Here is a 22,777-nt window from a genome sequence, read left to right on the forward strand (position 1 = left end):
TCAATCTCTGCGTATGAATTCGCACAAACAACATTAACTAAAAACTAAAATGAAAAAAGGAACTATTATTTTACTTTCTATTGTCGGATTTTTTGTGATCATACTTATTTCCATGATAAGTACTTACAATGGAATCGTTTCTGCAGAGGCGAATGTTAATCAGAAATTTGAGGATATTCAGGCACAATATCAGCGTCGTTTCGATCTCATTCCTCAACTCGTTGCTACCGTTCAAATGAATGCTGCAAATGAAAAAGACATTTTAACCAAAGTAACGCAATACCGCGCCGGGATTACGGATGCAAAAAATGCAGGCGACATTGAAAAAATGGAACCTGTAGCACAGGATATCCGCACCGCACTTAATTTTCAAATGGAGGCTTATCCCACATTACAAAGTCCCGCCGCTTTCCGCGATTTACAAGCGCAGTTAGAAGGGACAGAAAATCGTATTGCCAAGGCAAGAACCGATTTCAACAGTGCGGTTAAAGATTACAACATCCGCATTAAGCGATTCCCGAATAATATGTTCAACGCATTTTTTGGATTTGAGCCGAAGGTAGGATTTACCATTACCAACGCTGCTGCAGAAAATCCGGTAGATGTGCGCTCTGAATTTAAAAAGGGAGAAGAATAATGCCGAATCTTTTTTCCTCCGAAGAAATTTTAAAAATAGAACAGGAGATCTCGCTGGCAGAAGAAAAAACTTCCGGCGAGATCCGGGTTTTTATTGATGAGAAATGCAGAATTGATGTCCTGGACCGCGCCGCTTATATTTTTAAGCAACTCGAAATGGACAAAACCCAGGAACGTAATGGCGTCTTAATTTACCTGGCCTCCCGCGACCGTAAATTCGCCATTATTGGTGATAAAGGAATCAATGAAAAAGTTCCGGAAAATTTTTGGAATGCCATTCGCGATACGATGCAGCAATTACTGAAAAACGAAAATTACTTCGAAGCAGTTTGCACAGCGATTGAACAATCCGGAACCGAATTGGCAAAATTTTTCCCGCGAAAAGAAGATGATCAGAATGAATTGTCGAACGAAATTCTATTCGGTAAATGAAAAAATTCGTTTCGGTTTTATTCCTGGTCTTTATTACATTAAGCTGGACATCCTGTTCCGAATCAAGCGAGTGTAAAGTTGTTCCCAAACCCTCACAATTAAAATTGGTCAACGACCAGGCAGGTGTGATGTCGGAAACGCAAGCTGCTTCCTTGGAGAACGCCTTGCAACAGTACAATCAATCTACCTCCACGGAGATTGTCGTTTTAACCGTAAGTGATCTCTGCAATTACGAACCTTCTACCTATGCGTTTGAAGTCATAGACACCTGGGGTATTGGTAAAAAGGGAAAAGATAATGGATTACTTATTCTGGTGGTTCCTAAGGAATCTTCAGCCGATGGCAAAGGGCATTGCTTTATTGCAACGGGAAGAGGCTTAGAAGGCGCTATTCCTGATGCCTATGCCAAGCGTATTGTAGAGGACCGGATGATTCCTTATTTCAAACAACAAAAATACTTCGATGGAATCATCACCGGTGTGAATGCTTGTATGGAATTAGCTTCTGCTGATTTTACGCCTACAGCATTTGCCAGTGGAAAAGGTTTTAAACCGAAAGAACCAAAAATGAAAATTACCAGCGCCATCATCATTATCGCCGGTGTAATTTTATTCTGGATCATTTTTATGTCGCGCAAAACCAATCAGTATTCCAAAAGAAACCATACCGGATTTTGGACGGGCTGGTGGTTGATGAACAGTTCATCCGGACGCGGTCACTGGGGTGGTTTCGGAGGCGGAGGCGGATTCGGTGGTGGCGGATTCGGTGGAGGATCCAGTGGAGGAGGCGGTGCGGGAGGTAGCTGGTAATGAATACTGCCTTATTATTTCTTTTACTTCCTATTATCGGATTTATTCCCGCTGCCATTTATCTTTTGATAAAACGTCAAAATCACGAAGATTTATTATTCAGTTATCAGGACGAAGGTGATTTAGAAGATGCAGAATTGCGGGTGAGTTTTTTTGAGCAGGCTTTCGGAAAAGATGAAAAAGTGCGCGAATGGCTTGAATTCTACAAAGAGAAATCGCGAAAACACAAACTACCCTTTTCATTTTTTTCCGACAATTTCAATCATCGGATCAACCTCTTGTATATGGGAAACTTCAGCAATCGCTGGATTGCCTTTAAACGAGCGGACCCCGTTGTGCGTATTATGTTTTTTTATAGCATGATTTCCGGATTCATCTTAATGGGTCTGGTATTTAGTTATATTATTGAAAACGATTACGACCATTTATACATCGGATTGCCTGTGGCTCTGCTGGCTTTTCCAATCTCACTTGTCATTGGCTTTTTACTTCAAATGGGATTTGTCTTTACCCTCGGATTTCTTAATTTATTTTTCGCCAGAGGAAGTATAAAACGAGCTAATTTTTGTTTGGATGAAATGTTCAAATCACTAATTCCCGGTGGCAGAAACACCACTGTAATCGGTTCTGGCCGCGGTGGAAATGGTTGGGGCGGAACTTATTTCGGAGGCGGTGGAGGCGGCGGCGGATTTGGTGGTGGCGGATTCGGTGGAGGATCCAGTGGCGGAGGCGGTGCTGGAGGTAGCTGGTGAGCAATCTATTTTGGTTATCTTTAAGCAATGAAGAAAATTGCATTTTTAATCCTTTGCCTTATCCTTCCGGTTTTTTCATTTTGTCAACAGGAAAAAAATCAGGTAGCAAGGGAAATTGAATCCAATTTATTTTCTTCTTTTCAAACACCGGAACATCATCCTCACCCCTTTGTATCACCAAAAAAAGAAAACGGTAAAACAAGAATTAATCCGCTTTTCTACGCTGGAGGAAGCCTCTTATTTATCTATCAAAACCTCATCTCCGAACAAATCAGTGCGCAATGCAATTATCAAATCACTTGCTCGTCGTACACCCTCCATCAAATTGAACATTTCGGAATTATAGAAGGAAGTCTCCTTGGACTGGACCAATACTTTAATTGCAATCCCGCAGCCAAAAAAGATTTTATGCCTTACAAAATCAAGTCGAACCATATTCAAAACGATCATGAATAAATTGCTTTTCATGATCCTTCTTTGCAGTTCTTTTTTTTCTGCACAAGCACAACAAGGCGACAGTCTATTTGTAAAGCACTTGTTTAAGAATGGACTTTTTTCCGAGGCTGAACAGTATTCGCTTCAGAATATGAGAAACGATTCAACATTCGCATTCCATTACCTGGCGCGAAGTTATTATAATAGCAATAAGGATTCCGCTCTCGTACATCTCCTGCAACTCCACCCGAAAACATTTGAGTCCGACACCTCTCTTCTTTCTCAATTAAACCTTCGCTTACTGCTTCCATTGCATCCGATGCACCAGAAATGGTTTACTGAAGTAGCGCCTCTCTACAGCACCCATCTGCATTCGCCTTCCATTCAACTTTACGCTTTAGGAGAAAATCCATTTCAATATCCCCAATTGTCATGGCCTGAACCCGTGCAAAAAGAGTTGTTGCATTACCAAAAAATGTATCGCAAAAAAAAATGGGTTGCGGGTGGACTATCCATCTTAATCCCCGGCGCCGGAAAACTATACATCGGAAGAAAAAACATGGCATTGAACACTTTCTTCTCGCATGTAATCATGGGAATTAATTTGTACGAATCCATCCATCAAGTAGGCTGGTCGAAACCCCTCACCTATTTAAACCTGGGATTTTTAGGCAGTATGTACCTGAGCAATATCGTAGGTACACTTCGTGATTTTAAAACGAGAAAAAAAGAATTAAAAACACAATTCCTCTATAGTGCATATCAAGCGTATCATCCTTATTCTGCTGTTATTCTCTATTAAACCGCAGATTTTTGCGCAGGAGAATATTGCCGACAGTCTGCTGGCAATTGAATACCGCATTTATAAAAGTGAGAATGATACCCTGGTCCAACAATTATTACTTCAACGATATCAACTTCAGCTCCATCACAAAGCTTCCATTGCGGAAATCAACAAGACGTTAAGTCGAATCGATTTAACCTTGATTACAGACTCTATCGTGCGAAAAAAAATGCATTGGAACAAAACATTAGGAACCTACCTCAATGGCGAATTTGATTCCAGCGAAGCTTATACCAAATCGTATCTAGCGTATTACGGAGAAGGAGATACGGATATATGGACCTTAAATTATCTCAACCTCCACCAAAAAAAATCAGAAAAAGAAAAAGAAGCGTTAACGCGTTTAATTCAAATTGATTCCTCCTATCAGGCATTGAATTGCATATGCGAAGTGGAAGACTATGAATTAAAACATCCCGGATTTTATAAAATCTCTTCCATTCTTGTTCCGGGATCGGGATTGATTTTTCTTGGTAAACCCATAAAGGGAGGAATCGCATTAGGCATTAGCACACTGACCGTCTTTGCCATTGCCGATTTATTTTTTAAATCCACCTGGTTCAATATGATCTATTGGGGAGGGAGCTTGATTGATAAATTTTATCTGGGACAAATCCGTTTAACCGAAAAACTGACGCAAGAAAAACAAGCGCAAAAAAAAGCGGAGCTGGCAGGTACTTGCCAACTCCGCATTCAGTTTATAACGGGAGGAATTGATTTCAGATAAAAATCTCTTACTTTTTCTTCTTCTTCTTTTCCATTTCCATTGGAAAAATATTCCCGTAAAATACTTTTTGTTTACTCGAGTACATACCCACTTTGGAATTCATAACAAAAAATTGATTATCCATAGAATAAATAGCTGCCGCAGAAATCCATCTTCTGTCTCTCTTCTTTACATCTTTAGCATTGATCTCGTATTCTACTTTTTCATATTTACCATTCCCAATATTAAACACCGCATATTCTAAGGTATTTCGGGCAACTTTACCTTTTTTCTTCGATAACCCCGATTTTGAAGAAGCATTATCACGCATAATCGAACCATAAATAACATAATAGGTTTCCTCATCTTTAATGACATTAACATCCATTATATCCCATCCACTATAAGTTATAGCACGATTCAGATTCGATGCCCATTTAATGGTTCCTTCAGGAGAAAGTCTAAAACCGGTAACATTTCTCTTGTTGCAATAATAATGAGTTACGCATTGTCCTTTTGAATTACAGGTGGTGGTAGAATAGTTATTCATAATAGAACAAAATATTACCGCATCTCCATCCGGCAACATATCAGCGTATTCAATGGTGTATTGATTATTTAATGCTTCATCCGCACCTTTGGCCTTTTGCTTTTTTGTTTTTGCCTTGGTCTGATCTGTTTTATCTTTTAAATACAACTGGTCCAATAAGGCCTTATCGAAATTGGTAAAGTTGAGATTGGTTATTTCATAATTTTCGAGGCTAATCTGTCCGGTAAAATTCCATGTGTTGTTCTTCCTTTTGGATCTTTCAGCATATCGCAAAAGAAACCGTAACACTGAATGCGATCGGGACCCAGATCATAATGAAAATCGAAAATATTTTTATCCTCAAATTGAAAAAGGGCATTTTCTGTTTGACCCGTCTCTACATCCACATGAATAAACATTGGATACATTTCATAACCATATTTTTTCTTCCGGCCATTGATGACCATATTATTACCCTCTTCACTTACAATGAAGGTTTTAATATGAATATCACCATCTTCACCCAATTGGTAAGCGCCGCCTGCACTACGGGTATTTAAAAGCGCAATCGGAAGTTTGGATTTCAATTTTGATCCGGTGCTTAAACTGGCGTCCATCGTCATAAACTCAATGGAAATATCTTCATCCTTCCTCGCCGGAAGCTCAGATCCGATAACAACATAATCTGAGAAATTTTTATTATCCAGTACAAAAACAGAGGCATCCTTCGCTTTACGCTCATCCAGATTTTTAACTTCATACACTTTTTTTAGCGCTTCCTTCTTCCCTAATAAGGCATCAAAGGTCTGCGCCCATAATTCGGTTCTTTCTTTGGTAGATTTAGACCAAAACACATACACATTTTCGTTGGTAGCAACCACTTTATGAAAACTCATTCCTTTGAACTTACTGCTACTGGAACCGCGTTCTTTTTTCTGGTCAATCAGCGTTACAATTCCCATTTTTTTCATCGATCCCCGGTCAAGAGCAAGTAATGAATGCGTATAAATTTTATTTTTCCGCATTGTTCCATTATTTAGAAGCAAGTAAATATTGTCTTCATTATAACCAACAATTCTACTTAACCAACCGTTATCGCTTTTGGTATAAACTTGTTCGGGTGTCCAACGCACTTTTAATCGTTGGGCCGACAGCGTTGAAACATTTGCAAGAATTAAAAGGACAATTACAAAAAGATTTTTTTTCATGAATAAGAGGTTAATAGGTAATGAATTCAGATTTAAAAAAATTAATTATTGCTTTTCCGGGTACAGGAGGACTTAGTGTATAAACAAGAAATACAAAAAAGTTACCATCAAATTTTAGCTTGCCGGAATGGGAACGAAAATAAGAGACAGGATGCAAACGAAATGGCAGAATGATTATTTGAACGATTTAAAAAATTATTTGTAAAAAAAGGGAAAAAAGGACAATGAAACAATAACCAAAAATGGTCAATTTACAAGTCAACCCGCTCTGCAATCATGCGGTTACCGTGCTGGGAAAATTTCCAATTCGAATCGAAAATAAATTTCAGGTAACGATTATATAACATCAATCGCTTGGTAGCTTCATCGGCCGATTCATTTTCCTTCGGCTCTCCGGTAAATTCTACCAAACGTAAATTAGGATGCTCAATCATGTAATTGCGTACAATTTTCACAATGGTGGCCATTACACGGTACACTTCACCACGGTTGGTAACGGAATACTCTTCTCCGCCAAACTCTTCGTTTAGTACACCAAATGCTACGGTTGCGTGCAATAAATTATCCTTTTTCCGTGCAAAACGAACTTCGTATTCTATTCCCGAATCGGTCGTAAACAGATACACACTGCCGGAGCTAATGGCAGGGGGAGTGATCTGATAAGGTATTACGCCGGTAGGATTCATTTATTTAATATGGGTTAAAAATAATATTTTTGGTCATTCGTCTGCAAAGATAGAACTATGGCAAAATTTGGAAAATGGATTGGAGGTGGTCTCGGATGGGGTCTTGGCGGACCTATCGGGGCAATTTTTGGCTTTGCGGTCGGAAGCATGATTGATGCCACCTCATTCGAGAAAAGCGACGATCCCAATCAAAACCGCGAGCAATACCGCTACCACACCCGTCCGGGTGATTTCACTGCTTCACTTCTGGTGCTCACCGCAGTAGTGATGCGGGCAGATGGAAAAGTGATGAAATCGGAACTGGATTACGTAAAATCCTTCTTTCTGAGAAATTTTGGGGAAGCCACCACCAGGATGCACATGCAAAGCCTGAAGGAATTGCTCGAAAAAGATATACCGGTAAGAGATGTATGTCTGGAAATCAGGCATTATATGGAGCACCCTGCCCGACTCCAACTGCTATATTACCTGTTCGGAATAGCCGCCGCAGATGGCAAAATCGATAAAACGGAACTCGATGTTCTGCATCAAATATCCAGCTACCTCGGAGTGAATCCGCGGGATTTCGAATCGTTGAAGGCCACTTTGTATAAGGACACCGATAGCGCTTATAAAATCCTTGAAATTGAAGCGAATGCCAGCGACGAGGACGTTAAAAAGGCCTATCGTAAAATGGCTGTGAAGTACCATCCGGACAAAGTAGCCAGCCTGGGCGAGGAACATCAGCGGGCTGCAAAAGAGAAATTCCAGAAGGTACAAGAAGCCTACGATGCCATTCGGAAAGAGCGTGGCATGGCCTAAGATTTACCAACAAATTGATGCTCCCTGTTGAAAACAGGTCATTCCTCTAATTGAGACCTCGTATTTTAGAGCATAATTTCAGAAGTATGGAGACGAAAAAATTTAACGAAGAAACCCTAAGCGCGGTTGTACGGAAGAAAAACATTCTTCTCGTTATCGAGTATTGCCTCGAAAATAAAATTGAATTCGTTGTTACCCCGGGTAATTCAAACGATGAATTTATGATCGGATTTGTAATCCGCGATCTTGGCACTGCCGTTGCACTTGGTATGTCGCTAAAAGATCTGAAGATCGATTTGCAGGGTATGCCCAATTTTGTTTCCGTGAATAGTATCCGTAACGGAAAAAAATCGGCTGATACACCTAAAAACGCCAAAGAAGAGGAAACGCACAACGAATTGGCTACACTCGAAAACACGCTTAAATTCGATATGGAAACGGCTTAAATTCAAAATGAATGAAAAGCAAAAGGGAGGACGGAAAGAGTCCTCCTTTTTTATTGCTAGTTTTGTGGTATAATTTAAGGTTATGAGTCAAAAACAAGATCAAATCCGGGAACAATTGCTTAAGGATTTAAATTCCGGCGATCAGCATACGGTATTAGAGAGCATAAAAAAAATAAAAAGTCTGGGAGATGCCTCTTATATTTTCCCGCTACTCGATAAATGGTTTTCATCACACGGTGAGGTTGAACAAGAGTTGACCGAATTATTATATACACTCAAGGATAAAAAAGTAAACGAGGTTTTGGTGGACGCACTCGATGAAAAACGATTCATTCCGCAGCGCGCAAAAATCATGACTATATTCTGGAACGCCGGATTAGAACCGAAAGAATTTCTTTCTACGTTTATACGGATTGCTCTGGAAGGAGATTTTATGACCGCACTGGAATGTCTCACGCTGATTGAAAACATGGAACCTCCTTTTCCGGAAGAAGAATTAATGGATGGTTTGATTCAGCTTAAAGAATATTTTGCAAAACCGGGTATCGATCAGGAAGAAAAATACACCTTAATTCAAACCATCACTACCATAGTAAAAGTGCACGACGATAATCAGATCATCGATTAATTATTGCGCTTTTAAAAATGTCAGCACATTTTTTTCAACGCGTTCTGCGATATGGTCAGAAGAAGCGCGTTCGAATTTTTTACCGCTAACTTTTTCGTATAATTCGATGTAACGTTCAGTTACGGAATTTACAAAAGCATCGTCCATATTCGGAATTTGTTGTCCGTCCTTACCCTGAAATCCGTTTGCAATTAACCATTGACGTACAAATTCTTTACTCAATTGTTTTTGCTCTTCTCCGTTTTTCTGGCGCTCTTCATATCCTTCCGCATAAAAATAGCGTGAAGAATCGGGTGTGTGAATTTCATCTATCAGATAAATTTTTCCGTCTTTTTTTCCGAATTCATATTTGGTATCCACCAAAATCAATCCCTTTTCACGCGCCATTTCCACTCCGCGCTGATAAACGGCACGGGTGTATTTTTCTAACTGAACATAATCTTCTTCCGAAACAATTCCGCGTGCAATAATTTCCTCGCGCGAAATATCTTCATCATGACCTTCACTCGCTTTGGTTGTAGGCGTAATAATCGGCTCGGGAAGCGGATCGTTTTCTTTTAATCCTTCCGGTAATTTTACGCCGCATAAAACACGCTTACCCGCTTTGTATTCACGCGCTGCGTGACCAGCAAGATAACCGCGAATAACCATTTCCACTTTAAAGGGAGCACATAGGTGACCCACCGTAACATTCGGATCCGGTTGCGCAATTACCCAATTGGGAACGATATCTGCAGTGGCAGCAAGAAAATGTCCTGCCAGTTGATTCAACACTTGTCCCTTAAACGGAATTCCTTTCGGTAATACCACATCAAAAGCAGAAATACGATCCGATACAACCATCACTAAAAACTGATCGTTGATGTTGTATACATCTCTTACTTTCCCTTTGTAAAAGGATTTTTGTCCGGGTAAATTAAACTGTGTTGCGGTTAATGCGTTCATGATTATTTTTTTCTGCGGTAAATTCTTTTTTCTTGCGACGAATCATCGTCCTTTTCTTCTTTGGGTGTAACTTTTTCAAATGCATCAATGATGTGTTTTACCAATTTATGGCGAATCACATCCCGTCCATCGAGAAATACAAATCCGATGGTTTCAACTTCCTGCAATACCTTAATGGCTTTTATTAATCCCGAAGGTTGATTGCGTGGTAAATCTACCTGAGTTACATCACCTGTAATAACAAACTTTGCACTCATTCCCATTCGGGTAAGAAACATTTTCATTTGGGCTTCAGTAGCATTCTGAGCTTCATCCAAAATTACAAAGGCCTTATCCAATGTTCGTCCACGCATAAAGGCAAGCGGTGCAATTTGAATGGTTCCCTGCTCAATGAATTCTTTTAATTTTTCGGGAGGCAACATATCGCGCAATGCATCATACAAAGGTTGCAGATACGGATCCAGTTTTTCCTTTAAATCGCCCGGAAGAAATCCTAAATTTTCGCCGGCTTCAACAGCGGGACGAGTCAAAATAATCCTTCTTACCTCTTTATTTTTTAACGCCTTTACAGCCAAAGCAACAGCGGTGTAGGTTTTTCCCGTACCGGCCGGACCAATCGCAAATACCATGTCGTGTTTCGACATCATATCCACCAATTTCCGTTGATTGGGAGTGCGTGCTTTAATTTGTAAACCGGAATTACCGTATACAATAACATCTTCGCCCAAAGGTTTTGCCGCTTCGCCGGAATCGTCGAGCATCAAATGCTCAATATTATTTTCGGTGAGCTTATGGTATTTATTGTAATGGTCAATTAACAACTCAAGTTTACTTTCGAAAACCGACAATTGATCATCATCACCAATCGCTTTTAGGGTTGTACCGCGAGCAATGATTTTCAGTTTAGGAAAGTACTTTCGAATGAGGTCCAGCTTGGTATCATTGATGCCAAACAACTCCACCGGATTGATAGAATTGATCTCGAAAATTTTTTCTTTCAATGCAATCTGATTTTAGTCACCACCCTTCTGCAGGGTGATCGAGTATTTCTGCTTACTTTTGTTCGAATTCAAAGTTAAGAATATTCCCTTTTCCGGAAAGATGGCTGTAATAACTCTTACTACCGACATGGGCGACCGCGACTATTACGTTGCGGCCCTGAAAGGCGCGGTTTTACGCAGGCTTCCGGATGCGCGTTTAATTGACATTTCCCATAAAATATCCCCCTTCGATATTGCCCAGGCCTCTTTTGTAATTCGTAATGTTTACCGCGAATTTCCGGAGGGTACCATTCATATTATCGGCATTAATCCGGACCGGGTTAAGCGATTGAGTCCCTTCGACATGAGAGATGAAGTAAAGCACGTGATCGTAGAAAAGGAGGGTCATTATTTCATCGGCGCCGATAATGGTATTTTCTCATTATTATTCGATGAGGCACCTGAGCGTATCTTTGAAATAACGGTAGATACGGGCTACAATCCGGAGGTTTTCCCTGTTAAAAATGTTTTTATTCCCATCGCCTGCGACCTGGCCCAGGGAAAAATGCCCGAAGAATTAGGTTTCCCGATGGATTCCATTCACGAACGCGCTATTTTCCGTCCGGTTGTAGAACAAAACATGATCAAGGGCACCGTTATTTATATCGATACCTATGGTAATGTAATCACCAACATCACGCGTGACTTATTCGAAAAAATAAAAGGCGATCGCGATTTTACCCTGTACTTCCGGAGTGAAGATTATGAAATAACTGAAATATCGGGTTCATACGGTGAGGTACCGGAGGGAGAAAAAGTAGCCCTATTCGGCTCTTCCGGTCATTTAGAAATCGCCATTAACCGTGGTGTGGAAGGTTCTGGAGGTGGAGCTTCCAGCTTGTTCGGTTTGAAATTAAATGATACAATACGGATTGAATTTCAATAAGGACTTCTCTCCTAATCCAATTCTGTTAGTATTAGCGCACCATAAATTCCGAAAGCGCATTCAGGTAATTTTCGAATCCCATTTTTTCCGGAACTTCACCATGATCTGCACCTTCTATCCGGTGTGCTTCTTTATAAACACCATTGTAATTAGCGAATACGACTTCACCATGGGTTTCTATTCCTAAAAACATATCCGCTCTGCCGTGAATCCAGAAAAAAGGTTGTTGAATGGATTTAATTTCTTCGGCATTATCAATTTGCAGGGATGTAAAAAATGAACCGGGAACAGCAAGTCCGCTTCCATCTTGTGCCATTACTTCAGCAGAAGCAAATGGAGCTTCAAGAATAATTTTTGAAGGTGTAATAGCAGCACCATGTGAAGAAATTTCACAAGCGGGAGCGGTGCCCATGGAGAATCCGTAAATCACCAGACGATTACCCGACAAGCCATGATCCGCCAGCCATTGTATAGCGCCGCGTGTATCGGCATACAAGGCATCTTCCGAAGGATCTCCTTCCGACAATCCGTATCCACGATAATCGAACATTAAAACACCATATCTGTTTTTACCACCGGTGTGAGCCAATAATTTTGCACGCTGCCAGTAAAAATCCATGTGCCATTTATTTCCATGGCAATATAAAATCACGGTATCGGTCGAAATAGTGTTCAGATCTCCAATATAAATCGCCTGAATATTTTTTGCGGAGGACTCACCCGGAATAACAGATGGAAAAGTAAATTGATAAATCAATGAATCCGGAATAGTGTAAGATGCATCAAGAATAAAATCCTGTTCTCCTGTATAATCGTCGAGGTAATAACGATCAATGGGATCGGTGAGGTTAAAGAGGTTATCATCTAAGCGCAGACATGAGCTCAGGGATAAAATAAGAATAAAAAAGAAGATGATTTTTTTCATCAGAATCGTCGTATAAATTGAAAATACAATCCCACTGCTCCATGTTCCTGAATGCCGACATAACTTACTGCATTGGGTAAATTCATTCTGCCGGGAGCCAGCCATCGTAATTCTGTTTCTAAACTCCAGTTTTTCTTTTTGAATGAATAGCCCAATTGTGGATACAACATCACTTGTTTATCCTGCTTCTGATCATGAGCACGCATTCCGGATAATTCGAACCAGGATCCTAATCCACCATAAATAAAATCACCCCGTTTTCCGAGATGATAATACGAATTCCATTCAAGATTCGGCCATAGTTTTGCTTTCCAGTCGTAACGGTCTATGGCGAAATTAAACGACAAGTTAGCCGACATTCCCCATTGGGAAGAATCGCTCCCCACAAAACGATACACCGCACCTCCATCCAATTGAATAACGCCATAGGCCAATGAAGTTCCATACACAGAACCATGCACCGTTAATTGATCCGTAATTCCTTTACCGTAAAAAAAGGAAGTATTGGGAATGGGAATGGATGCGCCACCATAGTGAATCATGGCTCCGCCTAAAGAACATCCTAGCGCTTGTTCACCTTTTTGAAGTGGTTTTACAAAGCGCGAAGGAGCACAAGAGGCAATGAAAATTACGGCTAAAATTAAAATCAGATTTTTCATTCAGCTTCCTTCATCGATAAACCAATACGCTTTCTGGGAATATCCACTTCCATCACTTTCACTTTTACATGCTGATGTAATTTCACCACTTCATTCGGATCGCTTACATATTTATTTGCTAATTGAGAAATGTGGACCAATCCATCCTGCTTTACGCCCACATCAACAAAACATCCGAAATTGGTAATGTTGGTCACAATACCCGGAACAATCATTCCTTCGCGCAAATCCTCAATGGAAAAAATTCCATCGGCAAACTCGAACACCTTCGCTGCTTTACGTGGATCGCGGGTGGGTTTGGATAATTCTTTTAATATATCCTGAATGGTTTGCTTACCTGCAGTCTCCGTAATAAAATCATCGGCCTTTAATTGTTTTACCAAACTTTCATTGCCAATTAATTCTTTTACCGGCTTACCCAGTTTTTTGGCCATCTTTTCTACAATGGAATAACTCTCCGGATGCACGGCAGAATTATCGAGCGGATTTTCGCTGTCTTCCACCCTTAAAAATCCGGCTGATTGTTCAAAGGCTTTAGGACCTAAACGCGGAACCTTTTTCAAATCTTCACGCGAGTGAAAGGCACCGTTTTTCGCTCTGAATTCAACAATATTTTCAGCGAGGATCGGACCCAAACCGGATACGTAGGTCAACAAATGTTTCGAAGCCGTATTCAAACTCACACCCACATTATTTACACAACTTTCAACTACGGCATCCAATTCACGTTTTAACATTCCCTGGTCCACATCATGCTGGTATTGTCCAACACCAATACTTTTCGGATCAATTTTTACCAATTCGGCAAGCGGATCCATGAGTCGGCGACCAATGGAAACTGATCCACGAACGGTGACATCATAATCCGGAAATTCTTCACGTGCAACCGAAGAAGCAGAATACACCGAAGCACCGGCTTCACTCACTACAAATACTTTTACTTCACGATCGAAACGACAACGCTTTACCAATTGTTCTGTTTCGCGACTTGCCGTTCCGTTTCCAATGGCAATCGCTTCAATGCGGTATTGTTCCACCAAACGCGATAAAGCCCGAATGGCATCTGCCGTTTCGTTTTGCGGAGCGTGCGGATAAATGGTGGTATTGTTCAATAAATTTCCATGCTCATCGATGCACACCACTTTACAACCGGTACGGTAACCCGGATCCAAGGCAAGAATTCGCTTTGCACCCAATGGGGGTGATAACAATAACTGACGAAGATTTTCTGCAAAAACTTTTACGGCCGATTCATCTGCTTTTTCCTTAGCCATAATTCTGAATTCCGTTTCAATGGAAGGCTCCAATAAACGACTCCAGGAATCTGCAAGCGCTTCTTTTACCTGATCGGCACTTTCATTACGCGAACGCACGACGTGACGCTCCAATACTTCTACAGCAGCTTCCTTATCAATCGAAATCCGTACACGTAAAAATCCTTCATTCTCCCCGCGCAGCATAGCTAACAACCGATGAGAGGGAACACGCGCAAGTGATTCTTTCCAATCGAAATAATCTTTGTATTTAGCACCGTCTTCATCTTTACCACGTACCAGCTTGGAAGAAATAACGGCTTCCCGCTGATAGAGAAAACGGATTTTATTTCTTGCACTGGCATCTTCACTCACCATTTCTGCAATGATATCGCGGGCACCTTCCAATGCTTCTTCTACAGTTTTCACATCATCACTCAGGAAATTTTCGGCAGCGGCTTCTACATCATTGTTCTTTTGCTCCAGAATTAAATTCGCCAATGGCTCTAATCCTTTTTCACGTGCAACCACTGCACGGGTTTTGCGTTTGGGTTTATAGGGAAGATAAATATCTTCCAAATCGGTAGAATCGTAACAATCTTCAATTTTGCGGCGAAGTTCGGGAGTTAATTTCCCCTGTTCCTCAATTGTATTTAAAATACTTTCTTTCCGGGAAAGGAGCGACTTCAATTTTTCATGCTCGAATTTTACACGCATCACTTCCACCTCATCCAAACTACCCGTCATCTCTTTACGATAACGGGAAATAAACGGAACCGTTGCTCCTTCTTCCAAAAGGCGAATGGTATTCTGAACCTGATTGCGCTTGAGTCCTAAACGCGACTCAATAATCCCGATAATTTTATTGTCTTCCATAACTGCAATTTTAGGAGTATAGGTCGACATATGGAAGGGGAAAATATTGACACTTGTAAAAAGAATGGTTGAAAAATCCTGATAAAAAATCGGGGGATTTTTATTATTTCCCTGAGGAGGTGGATAAACACTCAGACGCAAATTTATCCAACACCGATTGTTCCACCATATTTACCAGCCGGGGGTCGGGCTGAAATTTCATGAGTTTTTCGAGCATACAGGGACAATACAATTCCGCATTTACGGAAGAACCGTTCAATGTACGTTTACATCCTGCAATAAAGGAAGCTTTTGAATCTTCGTTCCAACTCTCAATAAATGGTCCACCCGGATAACGGTTTTTCACCTCTACAATGCATGTTTCGGAATACTGAACAAGCATGGAATCGCTTACACTAGATCCGGGACCAGGATGATTTCGAAAAAATAAATCGAGGTAGCATGAACAATAATCAGCCGCTGCACCGGGAATAAAAAATGTTTGTGCCGTGTGAATACAATCACTGTTTAATTTCAGCGAATCCTCGGCGGTCCACTTTTCATTTTGTGCCAACGAAAAATGAACCTGCAAGGCAAAACAAAATGCTATAACATGGTTAACCTTTAACATAAAATCCCGCTGAAGCTCCGAAATACAATCCACTCAATTTGGTATAAGGCGAGTTATTATCGGGAGAGCCGTTAAGCCTCCATTTTTTATTGCTTAAATCGAGCATATAAGAGGCATTACATCCAATAAAGAAAAATTTAAGATTCACTCTTAAATCCATTCCCGCCTCAAAGAAAAAAGCAGGATTCCGCCATTGGGAAATGGTTTCGGTTGAATTGCCGAATATGCCTCCATTGTTTAAGGGACCATGCGTCTGTTTTTCGATCAGATTCAATTGGGAAAAACCACTTCCGCCGAAAATAACCCAGTCGACCACCTGATTTAAAATCAAATCTCCCCCGGTTCTCCAGCGAAATGAAAATCCGCTCATCGAAAGCGAGAGGGAATCCGTAGGCTGAACCGATTGCCGGCTTAAACCATCAAAGCGAAACGATGCAAAAACAAAATCATCGCCAACACTTATTGATCCGCCCATCCAGGTTAAGGGAGAAATAAATTTGATATCTGTTCCCAGTGATGTGCTCAGTGAATTATTCAGGGACGATAAACTATTGTTCAGGTATGAATAATTAAATTCAAAATAGGTACGGGTATAATAATAATTTATTTTCGAACCTGAACCTGAACCACTTTTTCCGGTGAAACGTAAATTATCTTCTTCCACATTCATCTGATTGATGATTACAAAAGGAAAACGGGCATAAACAGATCGTTCAACGCTTGAATCGTTTGCAATTGAAAACAGCGTTAACCCATTTTTATCTGCTTTTGGAACGAGTAATTCAACTTCATCGTCGACCACCACATTCTGTTCGCGAAAATTTCCTTGCGGATAATAAATACCGATACTCAGTACTTGATTTTTTAAATCCGCTTCATCACCAATGCGGGTGGCCAGTGTTTTAAAATAATAATAGCCGCACCAATTATCTTCCTGCTCCTGCGAAGTGTGACAACGACCAAACTGTCCGTAAAACTTTTCATTCGGATATTTCCGCAATAGGGTCATCATTTCATCGTGCATATACATTTCGCGATAAACATATTGCTGCACTACATTCTGATTGATATAATTGCTTCGTTCAAATTCTGCTCTTAATCCTTTTTCAATTAATGCGAAATCATCATAATTATTCCCCAAATACCTTTTCCATACTACGCGATTGGAATCGAGGTCGTCGAAAATAATGTAAAGCGAATTGGCCACACTATAGTTAACTTCAGAAAACAATCCCGACATATCATCCGAATCATCCGATTTGGATCTGCGGTTATAATTATTCTTTTGTTGTTTATCAATCATCACCGCCATCGCCTTGATCGACTCCACCGACATTCTGATTTCATGCGGGGCCTCTTCTTTTGGGAGCAGCAGCGATAATACTTTAACCGGTGTACTGAAATTCCGCTCAATATCGATTCCGTAGATATGGATTTTAGCAGAATCCGGAAGTTTTTCGTTCATTTCCCTTAACTCCTTATACAACTGAGCATATTCTTCATAGGAATATTCATTTAATACATTGTACAGGGCCGTATCGCCGGTTTGTACATATTGATTCACCAACCAGGCACGGGCGTGACCAAATTCCATAAAAAAGTTTCTGAACCCGGCGGTCTTATTCAAATAGCGGAACATTTTCATCTCCAGTTGATAATTGCTTTTACGGTGCAAATGATTTTCACCCGTAAAAACCACCCGCTTGTTCATCACGGCTGTGTCGAGCATCGAAAATGTACTAAAGGCATCATTATTGGAGATATCCAGTAAAGACGAAGTTTGGGCGAAACCTTGCCAGATTCCGCTAAAAAACAAAACCAGGGTAAAAACGGTGTTTTTGTTCAGCATAGGGTTAAAGAGTATCTTTTAAAGATACGGAAAATGACAGTTTTAGGTATTTTGTAACCGCAAATAATTTTTTTTCGTTTAGGCTGTAACCAGGCCGTATTATCTGCTTATATGGACAAAGATCCCGAAAAAATGATGGTCGAAACCACCTCTAAATACCACAAAACCCAGGTACAGCTCCAGGAGGAGAATGCTATGGTGGAGGCGGCCAAACAAAATCCGGAGCGCTTTGAGCCTTTATACAATGCTTATTACGAACAGATTTTCCGCTACATCTATCAACGTATAGATGATAAAGAAACGGCATTTGATATCTGTTCGCAGGTTTTTTTAAAGGCACTGACCAATATTCATAAATATGAATTTCGCGGTGTACCCTTTAGCAGTTGGTTATACCGTATTGCACAGAATGAGGTTTATGAAGCCCTGCGTCAGGAAAAAGCGCATCGGACCGTTAATCTGGAAACCCGCCAGGTTCGCGACATGCTCGATGAGATGGACGGCGGACATAGCGAGGACATGTTCAGATTACTGGAACGCGTGCTTCCCGAATTGCCTGAAGAAGATTTGCAAATGATTGAATGGAGATTCTTCGAAAAAAGATCCTTCCGTGAAATCGGTGAAATATTAGGCATAACTGAAAACAATGCGAAGGTGCGTGGTCACCGTTCGCTCGAAAAACTGAAACGCTTATTCAAGACATTTATACAAGAGTAATGAAACCTAAAATTACCATCGACCGTGAGCCCATCAGTTCGGAGGAAATTCTCGCCAGAAGAAATTTCACCCAGGTGATGTCGAACGTAAAGTTGATGCAGAAACCGTTCTTCAAAAGCACCTGGTTTATTTCATCCGTTGCCGCTACGGCAATTGCGGGAATGGCCCTGGTAGCTTATCTGAATACAGGAAAAACATCCGAAAATAATACTCCGGATCCTGTTACAGAAGAACTGAGCGCTGCACCAGCCACTGCAATTCTTGCAGATACCACTATCTCTTATTCTGAAGATAGCCCTTGCATACATCCTCCGGTTCCGGGTGCAGAAAAAAAATACAGCACCTATACCATCAATAACCAGGAAGGCGCTACCATTCAACATCCAACCGGGACAAAAATCACCATTCCGAAAAACAGCATCAGCGACAATAACGGAAATATTGTAAAAGGGAAAGTGGACATTCTATTCCGCGAATTCCATACAACAGAAGAAATTATTCTGAGTGGAATTCCCATGACCTACGATTCTGCCGGAACACAATATCATTTTGAATCGGCAGGTATGTTCGATATCCGTGCGCAACAAAATGGAAACAATCTGAATATTGCTCCCAATGCAAAAATTAAAATTGAGCTGGCCAGCGATAAAAAAGATGCACGGTTTAATTTTTACGAATTAGATACTATCCAACGCAATTGGGTGTATTTAGGGAAAGAGCAAGTGAAAGGAAAAAATAAAAAAGAAGAAAAAGGTGAAATCATTACCGTTAAAAACAATATAAAAGATCTAGAATGTGATTCCGCAATTTCAGCAAATTCAAATACCACCAATAAATATCAGGATCCTGTCATTACTAAAAAACAAAATGAAATCGTAAAACTGGAAAGTAAGCTGACAACCCTGAAAAAATCGAAACCGGTTGAACCGAAGGAAGCCAGTTTAAAACGTCCCACCTTTAACCTCAATGTGGATCCACAGGAATTTCCGGAGTTGGAATCGTTCGAAGGAACCTTATTTGAAGTGAGTGAAGAAAACAATAATTTTTCACGCGAGTGGTACAACCAGCAATGGAATGATGTAAAACTCAGTGAACACATCAGTGGTGTAAGTTATAAATTGGATCTTACCAAAGTAAGCGGAGGCCGATCCAACACCAATACCCTGATTGTATTCCCCGTTTTTAAAGGAGCAAATCTCGAAAAAGCACAAAAAATTTATACCGAAAAATTAGAAGCATACAACAAAAAAGTAAAAGAACAAGAAGTAGAACTTGCACGTAAACAAGAAGAATTAAAAGTTGCCATTGCGCAAAAAGAAGAACAATTGCGTGTTGAAGCAGCCGATCGTCGACGTAAAGAAGCCGAGGAAAGGGCTCGTCAGCAACAATTAATGATGCAAAATTCAGGTGCAGTTGCTACAGGAAATGTGGTTTACACCAACGATAAACAATTCATTGCCCAATCAATTGCTTCACGCACTTTCAGTATCGAACGATTTGGAACCTACAATTCTGATTGTCCGCAAAAATTACCACACCAACGAAAAATTATGGCACTGTATCTGGATGGATCTAAAAATCCGTTGATTCCAACTTCTCAGTTGTATTTGTGCGACAAACGCAGAAATCTGGTGTATAACTATTATCCGGAAACCATGCGCAAACTTCAGTATGATCCGGAGGGAATAAACACCATCATGTTTTTCGATAAAGAAGGTTATGCCCACTTTTTCGGTCCCGGCGATTTTAAAATCATTCCGGAATCCGCCTCTAAATATGAATTCGTCATGCGCAGATCCGAATCGAAAATTACAGATCCGGACGATGTGAAAAAAATCCTTTCTTTATAAGAATGAAATACACCCAACTCATTCTACTTGGCTCGTGCATGCTTTTTGCGTTTTCCTTTGCGAAAGAGGGAAATAAAAAAAGTAAAGGAAAAGGGTTTATTCCACCCGGAACCGTAAAAATTTCGGATTCGCTGTTCATGGATAAAACCGAGATTTCAAATTTCAGCTGGCTGGAATATGAAGCATGGACCAAAAGAAACGAACCGGAAAAAAGGAATTCCGTTTTACCAGATACGAATTTGTGGATCACTCCCGAATTCAGCTACACCCCTTTTGAAAAATATTATCACCGCCACTCCGCCTATCGCAATTATCCCGCAGTAGCCATCAGCTTTCAGCAAGCAAAAAAATATTGCAGGTGGAGGACAGCCATGGTCAATCACATGATTTTGGTAAAACTCAAAAAGAAAAAATATGAGGACCCGATCGACCTCAACAATGAGACCTTTGTTGTATATCGATTACCCACTAAAAGTGAATGGGAAAAAGCAGCCTTCGGAGATAAAAATCCCATTCAATATCCATATGGCGTAAATCAGCTAAAGGATCCGAAAAGCGGGAAGAGTCATTCGCATACGCGGGAGGACCGCAACCTGGACGCAACGTTTCCGAATGTAAAAAATGAACCGCCTACCTGTAAAGTGGATGATGGCATTGCCAATGCGTTTTTGGTCTATCATTTGATTGGTAATGTATCGGAAATGCTAAACGATTCAATCGTGATTGGTTTAAGTCACAACGATTTTTTGCGGAACGAGCACAATGTTCCCCATCCGGTGAATCGTTGGAGCTATTATCAAAAACCGTCACTGAACATCGGTTTTCGTTGTGTATGTGAAATCAGAAATTATCCGTGGTAAAAAAGATTCATACCTATATACTTTTCTCATTGCTCATGATGTTGAGCACCGGTCTTGCATTGGCCCAGGAAGAACCCATCGGTACCATTACCGTGCGGAAAGTCAAAGACCCCGATCCACGGATAGCAGGTAAAAAAGGCGGAAAAATTACACCGGCAGAAATGTGTAACGATTTGGGGATTGTAAGCGGAATGAAAAATGTCCGCATAATTCAATATAAAATTGTCTTCAACTCAGCCCGCGAACGCTTTTTTGATGTGGCAGGGAATAAAATTGACGGGGATATCTGTTACCTCGTTCAAAAATCGAAGCAAGGAGATATTATTACATTCGAAGATATTCTTGCTCAAGATGAATTAGGACGCAATTTCAAATTAAATCCCATGCGTTTTGAAATTGAAATTGTACCGGAAAAAGATGTAGTGGATCCTACAATTGAGAATAAAGAAATTATTAAGGCCGACACCACAGCTGTAAAACCGGAAAATAATAATGTCACCAATCCGGTTAAATCAAGCATCAATTGCAATGGAATGTATCTATTGAAAGAAGAATACATTTCAATGGAACGCACCTATATTAAATTGTATAACGACAGTGTGGCTTTCATTATAAAAACCGTAGGAGAAGCCGTTGTTATATCGCAATTCCTCGAGCGGCAATATGCCAAGGATGCAAAAAATGCACACGGAAAATATTATTGGAGAGGCGAAACTTTAATCATTGAATTCGATCGCAATTTTTCAGATTTCGATTTCAGCGGAAGATGGGAACCCGCAGGATTAATTGTTCAGCAACGTGATCCTGATGGCGCAATTATCAATGGAGAATTACGATTTACGCTCCTCCCCTTTTCCCGACCTAAATAATTATTTAAACGCCTGAAACGACTCTATTACTTTATCGTAAACTTTGTAATTCGTGGAGTATCGTCGGTCTTCCCCAACAAAAGTGAGCAGGTACATACTGTTTCCAACCAGCGCGAATTTTTGGATAATCCGTAATTGCATTCCTTCTACCACCATTCGCACACAAATTTGACCGTAATCCATTCCTGATTTTTTCAATCGTTTAGCATAGATAAACTCAGCATTAGTTTGTGATGCAAAGGTTCCTTTTATTTCACTGATAATTGAGTCAAGCGTGATAATCGGATCGAGATTGGGCTGAACCAGGAAATTAAAATTCTCTGCAAATGCATCGTTAGAACTTTCAAGAGGTTCCTTCACGAAAAATCGAATCAAGGGATCTTCGGTGGGTTCCGTTGTCCAGTCTTTTGGGTGACTAATACTGAATTCAGCCGTTTTAACGGTAGTCCATTTCCCTGCAAAACTTAATGTAGCGGAAAGGAAAGTCAGAATAAAAAATAGTGTTCTCATGCTGCTAAAAATAAAA

Annotated in this window: 26 protein-coding genes; 15 read left to right on the forward strand and 11 right to left on the reverse strand. The window is 40.5% G+C overall.

Translation table 11 applies throughout. The annotated features are described in order from the left end of the window. Window positions 1-49 precede the first annotated feature (49 nt). The 7 genes from K1X56_05940 to K1X56_05970 are packed head-to-tail and all read left to right on the forward strand — an operon-like array spanning window position 50 to window position 4,635. Window positions 50-637: a LemA family protein gene (locus K1X56_05940; GenBank protein ID MBX7094243.1), complete on the forward strand. Its 588-nt coding sequence runs from the start codon at window positions 50-52 to the stop codon at window positions 635-637. Then, window positions 637-1,068, forward strand: a complete 432-nt coding sequence (locus K1X56_05945) for a TPM domain-containing protein (protein ID MBX7094244.1) — start codon at window positions 637-639, stop codon at window positions 1,066-1,068. The genes K1X56_05940 and K1X56_05945 overlap by 1 nt, the downstream gene beginning before the upstream one ends. Continuing rightward, complete coding sequence (locus K1X56_05950) at window positions 1,065-1,877, forward strand: TPM domain-containing protein (GenBank protein MBX7094245.1); 813 nt, start codon at window positions 1,065-1,067, stop codon at window positions 1,875-1,877. Before K1X56_05945 ends, K1X56_05950 begins: the two co-directional genes overlap by 4 nt. After that, window positions 1,877-2,629, forward strand: a complete 753-nt coding sequence (locus K1X56_05955) for a hypothetical protein (protein MBX7094246.1) — start codon at window positions 1,877-1,879, stop codon at window positions 2,627-2,629. Before K1X56_05950 ends, K1X56_05955 begins: the two co-directional genes overlap by 1 nt. A 27-nt stretch (window positions 2,630-2,656) precedes the next feature. Then, the gene (gene yidD / locus K1X56_05960; protein MBX7094247.1) at window positions 2,657-3,085 is read left to right on the forward strand and encodes a membrane protein insertion efficiency factor YidD; all 429 of its coding nucleotides are present in this window, start codon (window positions 2,657-2,659) and stop codon (window positions 3,083-3,085) included. Beyond that, window positions 3,078-3,866, forward strand: coding sequence for a hypothetical protein (locus K1X56_05965; protein MBX7094248.1), 789 nt, complete (start codon window positions 3,078-3,080; stop codon window positions 3,864-3,866). Before yidD ends, K1X56_05965 begins: the two co-directional genes overlap by 8 nt. Then, complete coding sequence (locus K1X56_05970) at window positions 3,820-4,635, forward strand: hypothetical protein (protein MBX7094249.1); 816 nt, start codon at window positions 3,820-3,822, stop codon at window positions 4,633-4,635. The genes K1X56_05965 and K1X56_05970 overlap by 47 nt, the downstream gene beginning before the upstream one ends. A gap of 7 nt (window positions 4,636-4,642) precedes the next feature. Here the strand turns inward: K1X56_05970 and K1X56_05975 are convergent, their stop codons facing one another. The 3 genes from K1X56_05975 to K1X56_05985 form a co-directional block, all read right to left on the reverse strand. Continuing rightward, on the reverse strand, window positions 4,643-5,437 hold the full coding sequence (locus K1X56_05975) for a hypothetical protein (GenBank protein MBX7094250.1): 795 nt from the start codon (window positions 5,435-5,437) through the stop codon (window positions 4,643-4,645). Next, a complete protein-coding gene (locus K1X56_05980) occupies window positions 5,356-6,351 on the reverse strand; it encodes a hypothetical protein (GenBank protein ID MBX7094251.1) in 996 nt (331 codons plus the stop codon). Before K1X56_05980 ends, K1X56_05975 begins: the two co-directional genes overlap by 82 nt. A gap of 251 nt (window positions 6,352-6,602) precedes the next feature. Next, complete coding sequence (locus K1X56_05985; protein MBX7094252.1) at window positions 6,603-7,037, reverse strand: hypothetical protein; 435 nt, start codon at window positions 7,035-7,037, stop codon at window positions 6,603-6,605. Window positions 7,038-7,094: 57 nt separating this feature from the next. On the opposite strand from K1X56_05985, the gene K1X56_05990 reads away from it, so the two are divergent. The 3 genes from K1X56_05990 to K1X56_06000 all read left to right on the forward strand — a co-directional run bounded on the left by K1X56_05990 (window position 7,095) and on the right by K1X56_06000 (window position 8,912). Continuing rightward, a complete protein-coding gene (locus K1X56_05990; protein MBX7094253.1) occupies window positions 7,095-7,838 on the forward strand; it encodes a TerB family tellurite resistance protein in 744 nt (247 codons plus the stop codon). 86 nt (window positions 7,839-7,924) lie between these two features. Next, window positions 7,925-8,284, forward strand: a complete 360-nt coding sequence (locus K1X56_05995; GenBank protein ID MBX7094254.1) for a hypothetical protein — start codon at window positions 7,925-7,927, stop codon at window positions 8,282-8,284. Window positions 8,285-8,366: 82 nt separating this feature from the next. Continuing rightward, window positions 8,367-8,912, forward strand: a complete 546-nt coding sequence (locus tag K1X56_06000) for a hypothetical protein (protein ID MBX7094255.1) — start codon at window positions 8,367-8,369, stop codon at window positions 8,910-8,912. Here the strand turns inward: K1X56_06000 and K1X56_06005 are convergent, their stop codons facing one another. Together K1X56_06005 and K1X56_06010 are read right to left on the reverse strand one after the other, a co-directional pair. After that, a complete protein-coding gene (locus K1X56_06005) occupies window positions 8,913-9,857 on the reverse strand; it encodes a phosphoribosylaminoimidazolesuccinocarboxamide synthase (protein ID MBX7094256.1) in 945 nt (314 codons plus the stop codon). It abuts the gene before it with no gap. A gap of 2 nt (window positions 9,858-9,859) precedes the next feature. Beyond that, on the reverse strand, window positions 9,860-10,858 hold the full coding sequence (locus K1X56_06010) for a PhoH family protein (GenBank protein ID MBX7094257.1): 999 nt from the start codon (window positions 10,856-10,858) through the stop codon (window positions 9,860-9,862). 100 nt (window positions 10,859-10,958) lie between these two features. Between K1X56_06010 and K1X56_06015 the strand changes: the two genes are divergently transcribed. Then, the gene (locus K1X56_06015; GenBank protein MBX7094258.1) at window positions 10,959-11,783 is read left to right on the forward strand and encodes an SAM-dependent chlorinase/fluorinase; all 825 of its coding nucleotides are present in this window, start codon (window positions 10,959-10,961) and stop codon (window positions 11,781-11,783) included. Between the two features lie 31 nt (window positions 11,784-11,814). On the opposite strand, the gene K1X56_06020 is transcribed toward K1X56_06015, so the two are convergent. The 5 genes from K1X56_06020 to K1X56_06040 form a co-directional block, all read right to left on the reverse strand. After that, window positions 11,815-12,708, reverse strand: a complete 894-nt coding sequence (locus K1X56_06020) for an alpha/beta hydrolase (protein ID MBX7094259.1) — start codon at window positions 12,706-12,708, stop codon at window positions 11,815-11,817. Beyond that, window positions 12,708-13,367, reverse strand: a complete 660-nt coding sequence (locus K1X56_06025) for a hypothetical protein (protein ID MBX7094260.1) — start codon at window positions 13,365-13,367, stop codon at window positions 12,708-12,710. Before K1X56_06025 ends, K1X56_06020 begins: the two co-directional genes overlap by 1 nt. After that, complete coding sequence (locus K1X56_06030; GenBank protein MBX7094261.1) at window positions 13,364-15,496, reverse strand: RNA-binding transcriptional accessory protein; 2,133 nt, start codon at window positions 15,494-15,496, stop codon at window positions 13,364-13,366. The genes K1X56_06025 and K1X56_06030 overlap by 4 nt, the downstream gene beginning before the upstream one ends. A gap of 103 nt (window positions 15,497-15,599) precedes the next feature. Beyond that, entirely contained in the window at window positions 15,600-16,106 is a 507-nt protein-coding gene (locus K1X56_06035; protein ID MBX7094262.1) for a hypothetical protein, read from the reverse strand. After that, window positions 16,093-17,955 carry an erythromycin esterase family protein gene (locus K1X56_06040; GenBank protein ID MBX7094263.1) on the reverse strand — a complete coding sequence of 621 codons (1,863 nt, stop codon included), beginning with the start codon at window positions 17,953-17,955 and terminating at the stop codon, window positions 16,093-16,095. Before K1X56_06040 ends, K1X56_06035 begins: the two co-directional genes overlap by 14 nt. 111 nt (window positions 17,956-18,066) lie before the next feature. On the opposite strand from K1X56_06040, the gene K1X56_06045 reads away from it, so the two are divergent. Genes K1X56_06045 through K1X56_06060 form a run of 4 tightly spaced genes read left to right on the forward strand, consistent with a single transcriptional unit; the run spans window position 18,067 to window position 22,251 of the window. Further along, the gene (locus tag K1X56_06045) at window positions 18,067-18,672 is read left to right on the forward strand and encodes a sigma-70 family RNA polymerase sigma factor (GenBank protein ID MBX7094264.1); all 606 of its coding nucleotides are present in this window, start codon (window positions 18,067-18,069) and stop codon (window positions 18,670-18,672) included. Continuing rightward, window positions 18,672-20,522, forward strand: coding sequence for a DUF4670 domain-containing protein (locus tag K1X56_06050; protein ID MBX7094265.1), 1,851 nt, complete (start codon window positions 18,672-18,674; stop codon window positions 20,520-20,522). The genes K1X56_06045 and K1X56_06050 overlap by 1 nt, the downstream gene beginning before the upstream one ends. A 2-nt stretch (window positions 20,523-20,524) precedes the next feature. Then, on the forward strand, window positions 20,525-21,382 hold the full coding sequence (locus K1X56_06055) for a formylglycine-generating enzyme family protein (GenBank protein ID MBX7094266.1): 858 nt from the start codon (window positions 20,525-20,527) through the stop codon (window positions 21,380-21,382). Continuing rightward, window positions 21,376-22,251, forward strand: a complete 876-nt coding sequence (locus K1X56_06060; GenBank protein MBX7094267.1) for a hypothetical protein — start codon at window positions 21,376-21,378, stop codon at window positions 22,249-22,251. Before K1X56_06055 ends, K1X56_06060 begins: the two co-directional genes overlap by 7 nt. Here K1X56_06060 and K1X56_06065 read toward each other — a convergent pair whose 3' ends face one another. Then, complete coding sequence (locus K1X56_06065; GenBank protein MBX7094268.1) at window positions 22,252-22,761, reverse strand: hypothetical protein; 510 nt, start codon at window positions 22,759-22,761, stop codon at window positions 22,252-22,254. Between the last annotated feature and the right edge of the window lie 16 nt (window positions 22,762-22,777).

Source organism: Flavobacteriales bacterium, from assembly GCA_019694795.1.
GTDB lineage: Bacteria > Bacteroidota > Bacteroidia > Flavobacteriales_D > UBA2798 > UBA2798.

Coding starts and splice junctions, on each gene's coding strand:
- K1X56_05965 (MBX7094248.1), top strand. CDS start 3,078: ATGAATAAATTGCTTTTCATGATCCTTCTTTGCAGTTCTTTTTTTTCT.
- K1X56_05940 (MBX7094243.1), top strand. CDS start 50: ATGAAAAAAGGAACTATTATTTTACTTTCTATTGTCGGATTTTTTGTG.
- K1X56_05980 (MBX7094251.1), bottom strand. CDS start 6,351: ATGAAAAAAAATCTTTTTGTAATTGTCCTTTTAATTCTTGCAAATGTT.
- K1X56_06050 (MBX7094265.1), top strand. CDS start 18,672: ATGAAACCTAAAATTACCATCGACCGTGAGCCCATCAGTTCGGAGGAA.
- K1X56_05955 (MBX7094246.1), top strand. CDS start 1,877: ATGAATACTGCCTTATTATTTCTTTTACTTCCTATTATCGGATTTATT.
- K1X56_06030 (MBX7094261.1), bottom strand. CDS start 15,496: ATGGAAGACAATAAAATTATCGGGATTATTGAGTCGCGTTTAGGACTC.
- K1X56_06045 (MBX7094264.1), top strand. CDS start 18,067: ATGGACAAAGATCCCGAAAAAATGATGGTCGAAACCACCTCTAAATAC.
- K1X56_06000 (MBX7094255.1), top strand. CDS start 8,367: ATGAGTCAAAAACAAGATCAAATCCGGGAACAATTGCTTAAGGATTTA.
- K1X56_06055 (MBX7094266.1), top strand. CDS start 20,525: ATGAAATACACCCAACTCATTCTACTTGGCTCGTGCATGCTTTTTGCG.
- K1X56_05990 (MBX7094253.1), top strand. CDS start 7,095: ATGGCAAAATTTGGAAAATGGATTGGAGGTGGTCTCGGATGGGGTCTT.
- K1X56_05995 (MBX7094254.1), top strand. CDS start 7,925: ATGGAGACGAAAAAATTTAACGAAGAAACCCTAAGCGCGGTTGTACGG.
- K1X56_05945 (MBX7094244.1), top strand. CDS start 637: ATGCCGAATCTTTTTTCCTCCGAAGAAATTTTAAAAATAGAACAGGAG.
- yidD (MBX7094247.1), top strand. CDS start 2,657: ATGAAGAAAATTGCATTTTTAATCCTTTGCCTTATCCTTCCGGTTTTT.
- K1X56_06025 (MBX7094260.1), bottom strand. CDS start 13,367: ATGAAAAATCTGATTTTAATTTTAGCCGTAATTTTCATTGCCTCTTGT.
- K1X56_05985 (MBX7094252.1), bottom strand. CDS start 7,037: ATGAATCCTACCGGCGTAATACCTTATCAGATCACTCCCCCTGCCATT.
- K1X56_06015 (MBX7094258.1), top strand. CDS start 10,959: ATGGCTGTAATAACTCTTACTACCGACATGGGCGACCGCGACTATTAC.
- K1X56_06065 (MBX7094268.1), bottom strand. CDS start 22,761: ATGAGAACACTATTTTTTATTCTGACTTTCCTTTCCGCTACATTAAGT.
- K1X56_06005 (MBX7094256.1), bottom strand. CDS start 9,857: ATGAACGCATTAACCGCAACACAGTTTAATTTACCCGGACAAAAATCC.
- K1X56_06035 (MBX7094262.1), bottom strand. CDS start 16,106: ATGTTAAAGGTTAACCATGTTATAGCATTTTGTTTTGCCTTGCAGGTT.
- K1X56_06040 (MBX7094263.1), bottom strand. CDS start 17,955: ATGCTGAACAAAAACACCGTTTTTACCCTGGTTTTGTTTTTTAGCGGA.
- K1X56_06020 (MBX7094259.1), bottom strand. CDS start 12,708: ATGAAAAAAATCATCTTCTTTTTTATTCTTATTTTATCCCTGAGCTCA.
- K1X56_05950 (MBX7094245.1), top strand. CDS start 1,065: ATGAAAAAATTCGTTTCGGTTTTATTCCTGGTCTTTATTACATTAAGC.